The following is a 14,531-nucleotide window of genomic DNA, read 5'->3' on the forward strand; positions in this document are numbered from 1 at the left end:
TCGTTACGCGTTCATCCCTGTCCGACGTCTCAAGGAGCTTCCACATGCTGAAGAACGTGCTGGTCACTGGGGCAGGCGGCTTCATCGGCCGCCATGTGGTCCGCGCCGCCCTTACAAAACCGGCTGCGCGGGTTCGGCTGATACACCGCGGCCCGGAGGCTCCCGTCGGGGGTGTCGAGGCCGTGTGCGCGGACCTCACGAACCCCGCGTCGCTGAAGGGCCTGTGCGAGGGGATCGACGCCGTCGTGCACTGCGCGTCCCTGGTGGGCGGAGACGAGCAGAGCCTGCGCACGGTCAACGACCTGGGCACCCGGGCGCTGGTCGACGAGGCGCTGCGCCACAGGGTGCGCCGCATCGTGCATGTCAGCACCGCCGCAGTGTACGGACGCGGCCCCTTCCGCGAGGCCGAGCCCGCCGACCTGGTGCAGGCCCCCGCGTCCGCCACCAGCCGCACCCGTGCCGCCGCCGAGCGGCATGTGCTGGCCGCCGGCGGCACGGTACTGCGTCCGCACCTCGTCTACGGCACGGGCGACCGGTGGGTGATCCCCGGACTGGCCGGGCTCATACGGTTCCTGGGCGCGGGCGTGGCGTGCCCGTCGGTGCACTCCGCCGTCGACGTCGGCGTACTGGCCGAAGTCGCCGTCACGGCCGCCCTCCAGGAACACGACCTGTCGGCAGTCATCCACGTCAACCACCCCCGTCCGGTGCCCACTTCGGCCCTGATCGACCTGGTGATGGAGCAACTCGACCTGCCGGAGCGTGAGTTGCTGCCGCTGAGGCGGGCCAGGGAGCTGGCCGACGGCTTCCCCCCGGCCCTGCACCACCTCGGGATGCTCGGCACGGACCACTGGTTCAGCAGCGATCGTGTGTGGCGGGAGCTGGGCTGCGATCCGGGCCCGGCCCCCGCCGACGGCCTCGCCGCCCACCTGGCGTGGTACGGCCCGCTGCTGCGCGAGACCGCTGGCAACCGTTGCGAGTCGAGATCACGGTGGGCGAGAGCGCCTCAGGAGACAGTGAGGGAAACACGTTCGATCACGGCGGAGGTCCCGATGGCTTCGCCCTGACCGTCCTGCAGGGTCTGCCCGCCTCGACCGTGCACCGGATCCTGAGTCGGCACGCCCTGAACCGGCTGGCCTTCCTGGACCGGCCCCCCGGGCAGGTGATCCGCCGCTACGAACGCGACCGGCCCGGGACGCCAGGCGGGCCGGGCCACCCGCAGCGGGACGGGCTCGACTACGTCCACTCCGCCGTCGACGACCACAGCCGGCTGGCCTACAGCGAGATCCACCCGGACGAGAAGGCAAAAGCTTCGCCTGGCGGCAGGCGCTTGCCGACCTCGGCGCCGCCGGCGAGCTCACCCGTATCTACCGGCCGCAGACCAACGGCAAGGTCGAACGCTTCAACCGCACCCTCCTCGACGAATGGGCCTACCAGCGGCCCTGCACCAGCAACACCGAACGCACCGCAGCCCTGGCAGACTTCCTCCACGCCTACAACCACCACCGCTGCCACACCGCACTCGGCGGCCAGCCACCCATCACCCGCGTGAACAACCCCGCGAGTCAATACACCTAGTGCGCGAGCGCTGTGGCCTCCGGCCGCTCCCCTGCCGCGGCAGACGGTCCGAGCAGTACGGGCAGTTCACGGTGCCCGTTGGAGATGAACGACTCCAGCGGGCGCAGGCTCTGCGCGGGCACGGCGAGTTTCAGCGCGGGGAACCGTGTGAACAGGCCGCTCAGTGCGAGCGTCGCCTCCAGCCGTGCCAGCGGGGCACCGAGGCAGAAGTGCGGACCGTGGCCGAAGGAGAGGTGGTTACGGCGGCTGTCCCGGGTGACGTCGAACAGGTTGGCCTGCTCTCCGTGCACAGCAGGGTCGCGCCCTGCGGCGACGTAGGAGATGACCAGCGGGTCGCCCTTGGGGATCACCACCCCGCCGGCCTCCACGTCCTCCACCGCGTAGCGCAGGATCCCGTTCGCGCCGGGGGCGTCCACCCGCAGGGTCTCCTCGACGGCGTCCTCCCAACTCGCCTGCCCGGACCGGACGAGCGCGAGCTGCCCGGGGTGGGTCAGCAGCAGGGCGACCGCGTTGTCGAGCAGGTTCACGGTGGTCTCGTAGCCCGCCGTGTACAGCAGGATCAGGTTGTCGACGAGCTCCTTCTCCGTCAGCCGGGTGCCGTCCTCGTCCCGTACGGCGATCAGCGCACTGGTCAGGTCCTCGCCGGGGGTGTCGCGTTTGAGGGCGAGCAGGTCGTTCATCGTCAGATACAGATTGACGCCGTTCTGCCGGGCCTCCTCCAGCGAGGCGGAGGTGTGGAAGAAGCCTTCGATGATGTGGCGCAGCATCGCGCGGTGCTCCTCGGGGATGCCGAACAGCTCGGCAAGCACCTGCGTGGGCAGGAGGTGGGCGAACTCCTGCCGCAGGTCCACCGGTTGGTCCGGTGGCAACTGGGCGAGCCGGTCGAGCAGGTCCTGGGTGATCTGTTCGACGCGCGGCCGCAGCTGGGCAACCCTGCGGGCGGTGAACGCGGCGGCGACGAGCTTGCGCAGGCGTGTGTGGTCGTCCCCGTAGGCGGTGACCATGTTCTGCACCGATACCCAGATCGCCAGCGGCCATGTCTGCGCGATCTCTCCGTCGATCCACGCGGGCCAGTGCCGGTAGGCGTCCTTGGAGATCCGGGGGTCGGTCAGCAGGGCCTTGACCTCCTGATGACCGGTCACTGCCCACGCGTCGACACCCCCCGGCAGGGTCACCCGGGCGACGGGGCCCTGCTCCCGCAGCCGGGCGGCCTCACCATGGATGTCCCGCCCCGACGGGTCGAAGGTGTACGGGCACTGCTGCTGACGAGGCATTGACCCTCCGGTCGGTGAGGCGGGCTCCAGTGAGTCCGGGCCCGCGCGAACAATAAAACCGTATACGCGGTATGTTCAAGGGAACAGCGAACAGCGCCCCCATCCCAACCCAGCGGTCCCGCACCCGGGTCACCCTTCCTTGGCGGAAGGCCTGCCACCGCTTACGTCGGGGCCGAGCCGCGCATGCTCCGCCCTCAGTATGTCAAATGGGGGTTGAAAACAAAACCGGTTAGTCCGTATCTTATTTGGCCTGAGCCACCCCTTCCCAGTCTGCTCGACATCTATGGAGAGAGGCGGAGAGCGCGCGTGACTGCTCTGACGACCCGTACGACAGCTCTCGTCACCTCGTCACGAGAGCCGGGTGCACCGCTCGTGACAGACTTACAGGCCATGCCGCGGCTGACGACCACGGTCCCCCGGGAGTACGTGCACCGGGTATGCCACGCGGAGGTCTTCCTGACCGGCTGCGAGAAGCTCGACGACGACCGGTTCGCCCTCACCGGCGAGTGGCCGCGCATGCACTCGTTTTTCACCAGCGCGGACGGCAGACGCCATGACGCCCTGCAGGCAGCTGAAACCATTCGCCAGACGGGGCTCTTCCTTGCGCACGCCGAATTCGACGTACCTCTGGGCCACCAGTTCCTGCTGTCGGAGCTGTATCTGACCACGTTCGCCAAGAACATGGTGATCGGACGGGGCCCCAGCGAGCTGTCCCTGACGGCAACCTGCACCGATGTGGTCCGCAGGGGCAAACGGCTCGCGGAGTTCCGGATGGCCATCACCATCGAGCGTGGCGGCCGGTCGTGCGCCGTCGGCGGCGGCCGCTTCACCTGCATTTCGAACGGAACCTACCGCCGCCTGCGCGGCACCGCCACGACGGCCAAGCTGTACGCCCGGACACAGCCCCAGGACACGCTGTCTGCGGCCGCCGTCGGCAAGGCCACACCTGCCGACGTGGTGCTCGCCGCCACCGACCGGGCCGACCGCTGGCTCCTCGACCCCGATCCGCGGCACGCGATCCTCTTCGAGCACTCCGGCGACCACTACCCCGGCATGGTCCTGCTGGAGGCCGCCTGGCAGGCCGCCACCGCGCTCGGCGGCCCGAAGGGTCTCGCCCCGTCGTCGGTGCACGCGCAATTCCAGCAGTACGCGGAGTTCGCCTCGCCGGTGTGGATCAAGGCGACGCCCCTGCCCTCGGAATCCACCGGCGGTCCGAGCGTACGGATCACCGGCGTGCAGCAGGACCACATCGTCTTCACAGCGACCGTCTCGGGCACGCCGAACTGAGCGCGTGCCGGTCAGGCCGCGCGGAAATCTCCCAGGGCCGGGATCGCCGTACCCGCGGGCTGTCACGTCGTGACGGCCCGCGGCACCCCGCCCGCTAGGGCAGCAACTGCGCCACCTCCGACGACAGCGGCCCGCCCTCGGAACGCTCCGTCTTACGCCCCTTGCTGCCCGGCGCCAGGGTACGCGGATCCACGGCCTCGGCGGGCGCACCGGTCGCGTAGAGGCCCTTGGGGTCGCTGTCGCGGTCATGCGGCAGCAGCCAGAACACCCGGCGGCGGAACGTACCCGAGGAGCGGGACGGCTTGGCCTCGGGCCCCAGCAGCGCGTAGCCGACCATGCGGCCGTCGCGGTGGTAGGCGGGCTTGCCTCGGCGGGTCGGCAGCCGGTCCAGGCTCTGGCGTACGTAGTCGAGTCCGCTGACGTCCTCGAGCCAGACGAAGTCGGCCTCGTTGACGATCTCATCCTCTGCGATGAGGGCACTCATGCTGCCTCCTCGTCGGCGACCAGTCCGATGCCCGGGTAGTACTTCCGCTGGTTGGACAGGATCATCCCCTTGGGCGACGCCAGTCCCACCACTTCTCGGACCCGCGCGGCGAAGGCCCGCGAAGAGACCGCCGGGGCCCCCTCATTCTGGCACCACACCTTGTAGGCCGCGTAGAGATGCGCTTGTTCCGCCCTCAGGTCCGGATCCAGTCGGCAGGACTCGCCGAGGAAACGCCCGGTATGGTCCTCGGTCTCCGCGTACGCCGTGGTGGCGATCCGGACGCGTTCGGGCCCGGTGAGGTCCTTCTCGCCGCTGAGGTAGCGACGGGCGCCCAGAATCAGCCAGTTGAGGATGCCGGGACCCTCTTCGGTGACGAGGATGTCCGCGAGATTGTCGATCTTGCGGTCGTCGGGAACGACACGCTCGAACGGGATCAGGCGCATGCGCCGCCAGAACGCGAACCCACCGGTGCCGACTTCGGGCCGGTGATTGCCCAACAGCCACAGCTTGTGGGTGGGTTCGAAGCTGAAGAAGTCCTGACGCATCCGGCGCGCCTTGATGCGGTCGCCGCCGGTCAGCAGCTTGACCCTGGCCTCGTCGAACCGGTCGCCCGGCTTGACCTCGCTGCAGACGATGACGCGGCGGCCGTGCAGTTCGGCCAGGTCGGTGGGGTGACCTTCGTACGGGCGGGCCATCAGGAAACCGGGCGGGGCGGCGTCGGCGTAGTCACCGACGAGTTTCATCAGCACGTCCAGCAGCACCGACTTGCCGTTGCGGCCGGAGCCGAACAGGAACGGCATGACCTGTCCGCCGACATCCCCGGTGATGGAGTAGCCCAGCAGCAGATGCAGGAAGTCGATCATCTCCGCGCCTTCGGGTCCGTCACCGAAGGTGTCGGTGAGGAACCGGTCCCAGCGTGGGGTGGGCATCGGCTGCGGGGCCGCGGTGGTGGAGCGGGAGTGGAAGTCCTTGTTCGGGTCCGGCGTACGGATCAGTCCGGTGCGCAGGTCGACGATTCCGGCCGGGGTGCACAGCGCGTACGGGTCGGCGTCCAGCCGGGCCGCGTTGAGCACCATGCCCGGAGCGGACCTGGCCTGGGTGAGCATCGCGTTCATGCCGCTGGTGCTGAGCGCGCGGCGGCGGTGCTGCTGGAGCGCGGCGGGCGTGAACACACCGTGCGGGTCGGTGCTCGCGAGGGATTCCGCCAGATCGCCGGCGGCCCACATCACGGTGTCGTCCTCGTCGACCTGCCAGCGGGTGCTGTCCCAGCGGAACCAGCCGAGGCCGGGAACATGCCGGTAGTCGTTGGAGTACAGCTTGACGAACAGTTTGGCGTTGCCGCGGTCGCTGAGCGTGTCGGGCAGCAGTCCGTCGGCGGTTGCCTCCCCGTTTCCGCGTGTGGCGAGGACGTTCTCGCCGGCCTGCCGGGGCTCCGGCACAGCGGGCTGAGCGAGGATCTGCACGGCGACCGCCTGGGCGTCGAAGAGGGTGCCGTCGTGTCCGGAGGTCATGTTCGGCCTCCCAGGGACAGCGGACGCAGCCGGCCGGCGCCCAGGCCGCTGCGGATGATGGCCCCGTAGCGCCGCTCCTGCCCGGGACGGGCGTGCTCGGCCGCCTCCGTCAGGACCCGTTCCGCCTCGTCCGCCGACAGGTGCCCGGCGGCCACGAGGCCCCCGGCAGTGTAGGCGGCACGGTTCAGCTTCTCGGAGAACGCCGCGCCTTCGGGTACGGCGGCGCAGTCGGCCACTTCGGCGAGCAGCGTGGCCAGGGCCCGGCTCACGGCGCCACGGCCGCCTCCCGCGGCGATGACGGCCTGCCGGGCGCGGGGCGGCACCGGCCGGGGCGCGGGCACGTGCGCGGGCGGCAGGTGGCCGGTGCGCTCCAGCTCTCGGGCGAGCCAGGCCGGCAGCGGAGCGGGCTCACGTACGGCACCCACGGGCTCGTACACCCCGGCCTCGGTCAGCGTGCCCGGGGCGACGATGTACCCACCGCATGCTCGTACGTCGACCTGCCAGGCCAGCGCACGGCTGCCGCTCGACCCGGTGGAACATTGCCACTGGTGCCCATGAGGGGCCCGGTACCACACGTGAAGGCCCCCGGACGGGGTGCGTACGCGCAGGGTCGTCTCGTCGTCGGCGGGACTGGTGGCGCCCCGCAGGGCGGCCAGCAGACCGATCGTGTGGAACCCATCGGCAAGTCCGGTCAGGTCGACTCCGTCAGCAATCCTGATGCCGGGCAGCAACCGGTCCCGGTCGGGCAGCTGCCTCTCGTGGGCGTCGACGTCGATGATCACCAGCCCTGCAGGGCCGCAGGCGACTCCCACACCGAGGCCCGGGTAGGCACCCCACCACTGCTCGATCCTGGTCGAGTCCAGCGTGGCGGCACGGAATCCATGGCACCAGCGGCCCGCGGCGGGGCAGCCGCATGCCACGTAGGTGTGCCCGGATTCCCGGCAGGACGCACAGTTGCCTGCCGGCGTCTTGCGGCCCGGGGCAAGGGGATGAACCGGCCAGCCCCGACCGGCGCACCATCGGGCGGTCGCCAGTGAACGAGGGATGCCTGACGGCCGGGCACCCGATTCTCGTGAGTCGCCGCATAAGAAAGGCAGCTCAGAAGCCATGCGCATCCCCCATTTAGCGACCCAAGCGACTGAACGACTGGAACAGACTAGCGAAACGGAGGTGGCAGAAGGAGGCACCTGCAGGAACTGAGTCAGAACACGTCAGCAGGGATGCGAGCGACTCAGAGAGCGGCCCAGCGACCGGGGTTGCTTGCGTCGCTTCTTCAAGCACTCAGCGTAGAAGCAGGTCAGAGGCCCTAAGCGGAGCCAGGAAGCGACTGAAGCGACTCAAGGTCCCCATATATGACTCGCAGGCGCCTATACAGAGCACATCCCACTCCCCCATATATCCGTACGTTGGGTCGCTTCAGTCGCTGTCTGGCCTTGAGCACCAACTCTGACCTGTGGTTTTGTCAGGACAGTCAAGAGCGACCGACCGCGCGTCCCGTCGCTGTTCCTCAGTCGCTGCCGCAGGCCGCGCGATCCGCGAAAGCACCCACGCCCGGATCCACGCCAGCTACTCAAGCGACTCTCCAGCGGATCTTCCCTGGCCGTCCTGAGCGCTACTGGACAGTGACTCAAGCGACTCTCCAGCCATGCTTGGGCCGGGCTGCCCATGGCCTTGGTGGCGGGCGCAAGAACTGTGACCTGGGAAGCGCACCTCATGGACGTGAGGTACATAAGGTCTACAGGTCGAAGTCGAGGTGGTCGATGTCGGTGAAGCGGACCTCCTCCAACTGGCCGGCGCGGCGGCCGCTGTCCTGGAAGTACACCTCCTTGAGCCCTTCGGCTGCGATCTCCTGCAGACGCTGGTCGCTGGCGCCCTGCTCCTGGGCGTCGAAGAGACGGGCGGCGTACTGCGGCGGCAGCGCGACCGTCAGGTGACGGAGCCGGTCCTCGTCAGTGGAGCCGATCGGCGCGGTGTAGCCGATGCGGGCGCGGGTGTCGATGATGATGCCGCCGGTGGTCGCCGCCTTCTGCCGGGCCTTGGCGCGGATCTGCGGCTGCCACCGGGCCTTCACCTCGCGCTCCAGGCGTGCGGCGAGGTCAGCGCGCGGCTTTTTGATCTGGTCCTTCACGTACCGCTCGACGGTGCGCTGGGACACGCGCAGGAGCTGGGCGACGGCTCTGGTGCCCTTGAGCTGCTTGACCAGGTACCGCATCTGCGCGCCCGCGCTCTTGGGCGCCGGGCGGGTGAACGCCTTCTGCACCGCCTTGTCCAGGCCGTTCCCGAACATGCTCATCGCCTGCTACTCCCCGCTGTCGACGTCGGTGACGGTGCCGTCCTTGATATATCGGGCGAGGTTGAGCTCCGGGGCGTTGAACTGCTCGCGGACTCCCTCGCCCCACAGCACGCTCTGGGTGCCCTCCCACTTCACCAGGCCCGGGTTCACCCCGAGCTTGAAGCCGCCCGGCAGCGGCTTGCCGTCCCGGTACGGCAGGAAGTCCAGCGGCGAGGTGCCGTCGACCGCGTACACGACACAGTCGGAGAGGATGGCCACCGGGTACTGCCCGGTGAACGCCACGTGCTTGACGATCTTCCGGTGGAGGTTGATCCGCGTGCGGGAGATGACCGCCGCGCGGATGTCCGGCCGCCAGGTGGGCCGGGACAGGGCCCGCCACGGCTCGCCGGGCTTCCAGCCCTCGCCCCGGGGCCGCTCGCGCAGCTTGCCCAGGCCGCCCTTGACCGTCGCCTTGACAGCGGACACCACGATCGCCAGCTCCGGGTCACGCTGCCGGTAGCCGTCCATCGCCGCCAGGAAGTCGGCCGGCGACAGGTCCGCGTCGACTCCGAGGTCGGCCATCGTGGCGAGGTAGGCGTCGCGCAGCCGGTTGTACCAGGCGTCCAGGTAGCGGCCGTTGTCGTAGCGCACCCAGGCCTCGATCGGGCGCACGTCGTAGCCGAGCTCCACCGCGTACGCCACGGTGGGCGTCGCGTACCAGGCCGGGCCCTCCGGGCGCTCGCCCTTCGGCGTGAACGGACTCGGCAGCAGACTGCCGTCCAGCTCCACCCACTTGTCCTTGGCGACCTTCACCCGGGACAGGTCGACGTGGGACAGGTCGACCAGCCAGGAGCCGGGCAGCTTCGGGTCGAACACCGGCTGCTTGACCTGCGTCGGCTCGCCCAGGCCGACGATCAGCCCGTTGCCTCCGGCGGCGAAGGCCATGTTCACGTCGATGCCCACCAGGTGCCGCTTGGTGCATTCGGCGTCGGTGAGCGGGCGCGCCCAGTCGTACGCCTCCTCGAACAGCTTCTCCGCCGGGCCGCGGACGTGGAAGCGCTGCAGGTCCTTGAGCAGCGGGTGCCCGTCGGGCGCCTCGCACGGCGCGCAGTCCACCGGGTCTTTCCCCAGCGAGCCGGGGTTGTGCTCGGAGTGCCGCTTGCCGTCGGCGTCGGCCTCGGAGGCGCGGGTCGGCGGGTGGAAGGCGGTCATCAGCTCCAGGCCGGTCACGGCCGTGGAGCCGCGCGGCGTCATCACCCGGGACGCGAACACGCCCAGGAGCCGGGCGAGTTCCGCCGGCGGAAGCTGCCCGGCATCAGCCCAGTGGCGGGTGTCGAGCGCGTGCCACGACGGGATGCACAGCTGGACGCAGGCCCGCTCCGAACCGTGCGCGGGGCGGTAGATCCGCGCCCACGGCCCGAACCCGCGCTTTGTCAGCTTCCAGTCCGCGCGTACCAACTGCTTGATGACCTTGTGGCCTTCCGGGATCCGCCCGGCGAGCCGCTCTTCGTCGGTGAGTGCGACGGGCAGGCCGTAGCGCTCCAGCGCGGCCTCGGTGAGCACGAGCAGCGGGTCGGCGTCCTTGCCCGGTCCGGACAGCTTCGGCTGCCCGAGCTTGGCCTCCTTGAGGGTCCAGTCGACCAGGGACGGGATGGACTTGGCGGGCACGTCCAGGATCAGGCCGCCGACGCAGTACGCGAGGACCTGGCCGTCGGCGTCGACGTCGACGACCGCGAGCGGGCCGTTGGCGAAGCGCGGGTCGGCGCCGACCGGGGTGTTCGCAGGGGCGGCCTTCCCCGCGGCCGGGCGGCGTGACGTCGACGACGGCCTGGCGGTGCGCGCCGGACGCGACGCGGCAGGCGGAGCTGCGGAGTTGGCGGTGGGGCGGGACTGGGTGTTCTCGGAAACCGTCATGGCCGCAGCCTCGGATGTTTTGCCTGTGGATACAGTCCGCGCTTCCGGAGCCGGGGTGGGCGTGCCGGTGAACGTGTCCGGCACTGCAGCCGGGGCAGCCGCCTCCTCTGCCGCAGCGGTCGCGGGGTAGAGCTCCGCGAGCTTCTCCAGCAGCCGCGCGTACGCCTCGCGCTCCGGGCCCCGCGGCTCGGTCCGGGTCTTACTGGACTCCCAGCCGGACACCGTGGCCCTGCGCACCTTCAGCGCGGCGGCCACTTCGTCCAGCGTCAGGCCGTGCGCGATGCGCAGCCGCTTGCGCTCCTCTGCCGACGGCAGTGGAGAGCGGGACGCGACCAGCGCGTCGACCGCATCGAACAACTCGGACATGGAACACCTCCCGACCGACACTCTACCTCACGAGCCGTACGGATCGCGTACGGCTACCGTACGGATAGCGTACGAAACATGTTCGACGGCCAGAAGGTGCACACTTCTGTACGGTGGTGTGCATGACGGAGACGACTTACTCGATCGTGGAAGCCCGCGCCCGCCTGGGCGCCATCGCGCGCGAGGTCAGCGCCACCCGTGAGCCGGTCGCCATCACCGACCACGGGCAGACCATCGCGATACTGGTCAGCCCTGCTGACGCCCTCGAACTGCAGGAGATGCGGGCCCTGGCCGCCTACCGTGCGCGGCAGGCCCGGGGCGATGACGCCGGCGTCCCGCATGACGAGGCGTACCGCCGCGTGTTCGGCGGAGCTGAGGCGTGAGCTACGAGGTCATCTGGGAGCCCGAGGCCCTCGCCCAGGCGGAGCGCCTCGCCAAAGACGACCCGGACGGGGTGCGCCAGGTGTTCACCGCCGTCGACCGCCTCGCCGACGACCCCCGGCCCGACGGCGCGTTCGGCAGCGCCGACGTGCTGCGCATCCACGTCGGGATCTACCGCGTGATGTACGAGATCAGCGACCAGCAGGTCCGCGTCAGCGTGATCCACCTCGGACGCGTGCGCTGAGCAGATTGGGTGCGCTGACCGGGCCCGGAGTTCCCCCGGCTGGTTCAGCGTGTGTGTGGCAGTGACGGATGTGACGGTCGTACGGGCGAGCTCAAGGGGTTGCGGTGAAGGACGCGGACGTCATACCGCCATCGGCGCCCAACCCTTCGCATCGCCGTAGCCCGGAGCCACGCCACCGAGGCCAGGCACGCGCCGGGGCAGACTCGCCACGCTCCACCGCCATGTGCGAGGCCCGTGCTCGGTACGGAGATCCCCGCAGGCCCGAAGTGCTGATGACAGCGCTCTCCGAAGATCCAAAACGGCTGAGCGCCGCCAGGGCGGCCTGCGAGCCGCTCCGGGATCGCGCCATACCGGCAACTCCGAGTTCGGGCGTGCAAGGTGCCGTTCTGGAGGCCGGTTTCGGCGGACTCCGCGAAAAATTGATCTTCGAGGCCCCGAAGCCCTCGAACAGGCCCGACGTTGGAAGTCGCGTTCGAGTCGAGGCCCCCTGCCCTTTGCTGGCCGTCCCGTGCCTGCGCCATGAGAGTGGTCAACGCGTTCACCACCCCCGGCCAGGGCGCGCCGCACCAAGGGCAACGACATCACCCCGTCGGCCCGCCGGCCGAGCTCGCGCTTCCCGGCGCCAGCGGCGTGCTCCGCACGCAGCGCCTCGCCGAGCCGCTCCAGAGCCCAAGCCTCCGCGTCGCGCGCATCACGCACCGCCTGCAGTGCGTCATCCACGGTCGAATACGGCCGCCGCTGGGTCGGGCTCGTCAACCGTTTCGGCGGAACGCACCACGGCTACTTCCTGCCGAGTGAGGGCGACAGCGACATCGCCTACGCCCTCTTCTCCTTTCCCAGTCTCGCCGCGTACGAGCAGTACCGCACGGACAGCATGACCGACCCAGAGTGCCAGGATGCCTTCGAACTGGCTCGTAAACGGCAGTCCGCAGTGAGGGTATCGCCGAGCAGTTCCGCCTCCGCCCCGCGGTGAAGGCCCAGGTCGACGCCGGGTATATGGGGCTGGCCAAGGAGTTCCCTGATCGAGTCACCGCCCCACCGCCAAAGCCGAAGGACGCTGCCTGGGACGGCGACGAGTGCGCCTGGCGCGAGCAGCGGCGCCGTCAGGTTCTCGTTAGCGGATGTCGTGGTCGGGGTGGGTCCGGTCGTACGCGTGCCGTGCCTCGGCGATGACGGCACGGTGGGCAAGGGACCAGTCGGCGAGTGCCTTGACCAAGTGGGTCAGGCCGGTCCCGGTCTCGGTCAGGCGGTAGTCGACCTGGGCCGGGACGGTCGGGTACACGGTGCGCAGCACGAGGCCGTCGCGTTCGAGCCTGCGCACTGTGAGAGTGAGCATGCGCTGCGAGATGCCGTCGATGGCGCGCTGCAGTTCGCGGAACCGGCGCGTTCCGCCCGCGAGTTCGACGATCACGAGCACCGACCACTTGTCCCCGATGCGGTCCAGTACGTCGCGGATGCCGCAGTCGGGGTGGTCCTCGCGTCCGCAGGGGTCGAGGTCCGCGGGGGTGGCGGTTACCCCGGTGTGCGTGAGTGACATCAAACTGCCTTCTTGTAGCCCGTGGGCGTGCGGTCAAGGATCAAGCGTAGTTACCGATGAGAACCACGACGAAAGACTGCGATTGACATGATCTTGGTGACCGGAGCGAACGGGAACCTCGGCTCGGCCACTGTTGCGGCGCTGCGGCGCCGCGGCGCCGTCGCGACGGGCGGCAGCCGCACGCCGGGCGAGGGGATGCGGCGTGTCGACTTCGACGACCATGTGGGCCTCGATCTCGCCGGTGTGTCGACCCTGGTGCTGATCTCCGCCGGTTATGCCGAGGACGACCAGGTCGTCGGGCGGCACGCGACGGTCCTGGACGCCGCCGTCCGCGATGGCGTCCACCACGTCGTCTACACGAGCCTGACCGGTGCCGGCGACCATCTCGGATTCGCGCTCGCGCACCGTGCGACCGAACGCCTTGTTCGGACAAGCGGATTGCCGTGGACGATCCTGCGCAACGGCCTCTACGCGGAACTCTTCGGCGGCCTCCTGATGTGGGCCGACAACGGTGTGGAGTCCGCGTTCGGCGATGGCGCCCTGGCCGCGGTCGCGCGAGAGGATCTCGCCGATGCCGCGGCGATCGTCGCGGCGAATCCGACACGGCACAGTAGGCGCGTCTACGACCTCGTCGGCACGCCGATCACGGGGGAGCAGGTGGCCGCCCGACTCGGGGTCCCGCATCGGACCATCAGCCTGGGCGAGTACCGGCGCAGGCTCCTCGACGAGACGCCGGGGCTGTTGCCGTTCCAGCCGCCCATGCTCGCCTCGATCGCCACTGGTATCAGACACGGCTTCCTGGACGGCACCGCCCCCGACCTCGCGGACCTCCTTGGCCGTCCAGCCCGCGATCCACTGGCTACGGCCGTCGCAGCCGCGTCCGCCACGAGATCGGAAGCGAGCGTTTAGCGGCGGGCGACACGCGCTCAGCAACAACCTGAGTTCTCCCGGACGTCTCGGGAGGACTCAGTTGCGCAAGGCTGACGCTTTGACAAGGCGCCAGAGGCCACCAGCCGCAGGGCCCTCAACCTGAACACTCAGACTTGACAGGGAAAGTAGCGCCAGCCGGAACCAGCGTGGAGCGTCGCGATACTCAGCACCCGGTCATGAGACACCGCCTTTAACCTGCAGAAAAGTGCCAACAAGGTCCGTCCCGCAGAGCGGGAGACTTCGTTGCCCCCCTCATGTCGGCGTCCCGTCGGACGGGCGTCAGCGATTGGTCGGGGCGTGCCTTCGCGTGCCGACGCTCGAGGCGGTCGAACGCGAGCGCTCCCCCCGGTACAACCGCCACGGCCCGGACCGTGCACATGCTGCGCAACGTCCAACACCGGGGGATGTTGCTCTCAAGAAGGAGGCACGCGAGCCGTCCCCACGACGATCGGCGGGGCTCCGAGAGGACCGTCTTCGATCCAGAAATCCTGGACGCTGAGGATGGTACGCAGGGCCTGATTCATGGCGGCCTGCCGGGCGCTCCATCGCTCGGAAGGCATCTGTGTCTCGGCAGCGGGGTCCTGCTGCCAGGCCACCCGCACCGCCGTACTCCGGCCGGGGACGGCCTCCACGGCGACGCCGTCCGCGTCGAAGTCGAGGGCCACCTCGATGTCGAAGCACCAGCACATCCACCGCCAGCTCCCGCGCTCTCGCTTCGAACTCAGAACCGTCGGGGTTGGCCCTGTCGACGGCGTA

13 protein-coding genes and 2 pseudogenes are annotated in these 14,531 nt (G+C 69.7%); 7 read left to right on the forward strand and 8 right to left on the reverse strand.

All coding sequences use genetic code 11. From position 1 onward, the window contains the following. The first annotated feature begins 44 nt into the window (after positions 1-44). Both ACX28W_RS21940 and ACX28W_RS21945 read left to right on the forward strand, forming a co-directional pair. Complete coding sequence (locus tag ACX28W_RS21940) at positions 45-1,064, forward strand: NAD-dependent epimerase/dehydratase family protein (RefSeq protein ID WP_459000718.1); 1,020 nt, start codon at positions 45-47, stop codon at positions 1,062-1,064. Between the two features lie 11 nt (positions 1,065-1,075). Continuing rightward, a pseudogene (locus tag ACX28W_RS21945) lies at positions 1,076-1,575 on the forward strand (integrase core domain-containing protein); the annotation flags it as partial. On the opposite strand, the gene ACX28W_RS21950 reads toward ACX28W_RS21945, so the two are convergent. After that, positions 1,572-2,849: a cytochrome P450 family protein gene (locus ACX28W_RS21950; RefSeq protein ID WP_459000720.1), complete on the reverse strand. Its 1,278-nt coding sequence runs from the start codon at positions 2,847-2,849 to the stop codon at positions 1,572-1,574. The pseudogene ACX28W_RS21945 and the gene ACX28W_RS21950 sit on opposite strands and share 4 nt — an antisense overlap. A gap of 372 nt (positions 2,850-3,221) precedes the next feature. Here ACX28W_RS21950 and ACX28W_RS21955 point away from each other — a divergent pair, with 372 nt between their 5' ends. Beyond that, the gene (locus ACX28W_RS21955; protein WP_459000721.1) at positions 3,222-4,136 is read left to right on the forward strand and encodes a ScbA/BarX family gamma-butyrolactone biosynthesis protein; all 915 of its coding nucleotides are present in this window, start codon (positions 3,222-3,224) and stop codon (positions 4,134-4,136) included. Positions 4,137-4,230: 94 nt separating this feature from the next. Here the strand turns inward: ACX28W_RS21955 and ACX28W_RS21960 are convergent, their stop codons facing one another. The 5 genes from ACX28W_RS21960 to tap form a co-directional block, all read right to left on the reverse strand. Then, positions 4,231-4,620, reverse strand: coding sequence for a DUF6009 family protein (locus ACX28W_RS21960; RefSeq protein WP_459000723.1), 390 nt, complete (start codon positions 4,618-4,620; stop codon positions 4,231-4,233). Further along, positions 4,617-6,131, reverse strand: a complete 1,515-nt coding sequence (locus ACX28W_RS21965) for a DNA primase family protein (protein ID WP_459000724.1) — start codon at positions 6,129-6,131, stop codon at positions 4,617-4,619. Before ACX28W_RS21965 ends, ACX28W_RS21960 begins: the two co-directional genes overlap by 4 nt. Next, entirely contained in the window at positions 6,128-7,240 is a 1,113-nt protein-coding gene (locus ACX28W_RS21970; protein WP_459000725.1) for a bifunctional DNA primase/polymerase, read from the reverse strand. Before ACX28W_RS21970 ends, ACX28W_RS21965 begins: the two co-directional genes overlap by 4 nt. A 626-nt stretch (positions 7,241-7,866) precedes the next feature. Continuing rightward, the gene (tpg, locus tag ACX28W_RS21975; RefSeq protein WP_459000727.1) at positions 7,867-8,424 is read right to left on the reverse strand and encodes a telomere-protecting terminal protein Tpg; all 558 of its coding nucleotides are present in this window, start codon (positions 8,422-8,424) and stop codon (positions 7,867-7,869) included. 6 nt (positions 8,425-8,430) lie between these two features. Further along, complete coding sequence (gene tap, locus ACX28W_RS21980; RefSeq protein ID WP_459000729.1) at positions 8,431-10,683, reverse strand: telomere-associated protein Tap; 2,253 nt, start codon at positions 10,681-10,683, stop codon at positions 8,431-8,433. 122 nt (positions 10,684-10,805) lie between these two features. Between tap and ACX28W_RS21985 the strand changes: the two genes are divergently transcribed. The 3 genes and pseudogenes from ACX28W_RS21985 to ACX28W_RS21995 all read left to right on the forward strand — a co-directional run. Further along, positions 10,806-11,066 carry a type II toxin-antitoxin system Phd/YefM family antitoxin gene (locus ACX28W_RS21985; RefSeq protein ID WP_459000731.1) on the forward strand — a complete coding sequence of 87 codons (261 nt, stop codon included), beginning with the start codon at positions 10,806-10,808 and terminating at the stop codon, positions 11,064-11,066. Beyond that, the gene (locus tag ACX28W_RS21990) at positions 11,063-11,308 is read left to right on the forward strand and encodes a type II toxin-antitoxin system RelE family toxin (RefSeq protein WP_459000733.1); all 246 of its coding nucleotides are present in this window, start codon (positions 11,063-11,065) and stop codon (positions 11,306-11,308) included. The genes ACX28W_RS21985 and ACX28W_RS21990 overlap by 4 nt, the downstream gene beginning before the upstream one ends. Before the next feature lie 724 nt (positions 11,309-12,032). Further along, positions 12,033-12,281 (forward strand): annotated as a pseudogene (locus ACX28W_RS21995) (NIPSNAP family protein); the annotation flags it as partial. Between the two features lie 141 nt (positions 12,282-12,422). Here the strand turns inward: ACX28W_RS21995 and ACX28W_RS22000 are convergent. After that, positions 12,423-12,845, reverse strand: a complete 423-nt coding sequence (locus ACX28W_RS22000) for a winged helix-turn-helix transcriptional regulator (RefSeq protein WP_459000735.1) — start codon at positions 12,843-12,845, stop codon at positions 12,423-12,425. A gap of 87 nt (positions 12,846-12,932) precedes the next feature. Between ACX28W_RS22000 and ACX28W_RS22005 the strand changes: the two genes are divergently transcribed. After that, on the forward strand, positions 12,933-13,754 hold the full coding sequence (locus tag ACX28W_RS22005) for an NAD(P)H-binding protein (RefSeq protein ID WP_459000736.1): 822 nt from the start codon (positions 12,933-12,935) through the stop codon (positions 13,752-13,754). A 434-nt stretch (positions 13,755-14,188) separates the two neighbouring features. Here ACX28W_RS22005 and ACX28W_RS22010 read toward each other — a convergent pair whose 3' ends face one another. Next, positions 14,189-14,464 carry a hypothetical protein gene (locus tag ACX28W_RS22010; RefSeq protein WP_459000737.1) on the reverse strand — a complete coding sequence of 92 codons (276 nt, stop codon included), beginning with the start codon at positions 14,462-14,464 and terminating at the stop codon, positions 14,189-14,191. Positions 14,465-14,531 lie beyond the last annotated feature (67 nt).

The organism is Streptomyces sp. SD15, from assembly GCF_054462255.1.

Bases quoted from the DNA above. Each gene is read 5' to 3' on its own strand.
- ACX28W_RS21940 (WP_459000718.1), top strand. From the start codon at position 45: ATGCTGAAGAACGTGCTGGTCACTGGGGCAGGCGGCTTCATCGGCCGC.
- ACX28W_RS21950 (WP_459000720.1), bottom strand. From the start codon at position 2,849: ATGCCTCGTCAGCAGCAGTGCCCGTACACCTTCGACCCGTCGGGGCGG.
- ACX28W_RS21960 (WP_459000723.1), bottom strand. From the start codon at position 4,620: ATGAGTGCCCTCATCGCAGAGGATGAGATCGTCAACGAGGCCGACTTC.
- ACX28W_RS21965 (WP_459000724.1), bottom strand. From the start codon at position 6,131: ATGACCTCCGGACACGACGGCACCCTCTTCGACGCCCAGGCGGTCGCC.
- ACX28W_RS21970 (WP_459000725.1), bottom strand. From the start codon at position 7,240: ATGGCTTCTGAGCTGCCTTTCTTATGCGGCGACTCACGAGAATCGGGT.
- tpg (WP_459000727.1), bottom strand. From the start codon at position 8,424: ATGAGCATGTTCGGGAACGGCCTGGACAAGGCGGTGCAGAAGGCGTTC.
- tap (WP_459000729.1), bottom strand. From the start codon at position 10,683: ATGTCCGAGTTGTTCGATGCGGTCGACGCGCTGGTCGCGTCCCGCTCT.
- ACX28W_RS21985 (WP_459000731.1), top strand. From the start codon at position 10,806: ATGACGGAGACGACTTACTCGATCGTGGAAGCCCGCGCCCGCCTGGGC.
- ACX28W_RS22000 (WP_459000735.1), bottom strand. From the start codon at position 12,845: ATGTCACTCACGCACACCGGGGTAACCGCCACCCCCGCGGACCTCGAC.
- ACX28W_RS22005 (WP_459000736.1), top strand. From the start codon at position 12,933: ATGATCTTGGTGACCGGAGCGAACGGGAACCTCGGCTCGGCCACTGTT.
- ACX28W_RS22010 (WP_459000737.1), bottom strand. From the start codon at position 14,464: ATGTGCTGGTGCTTCGACATCGAGGTGGCCCTCGACTTCGACGCGGAC.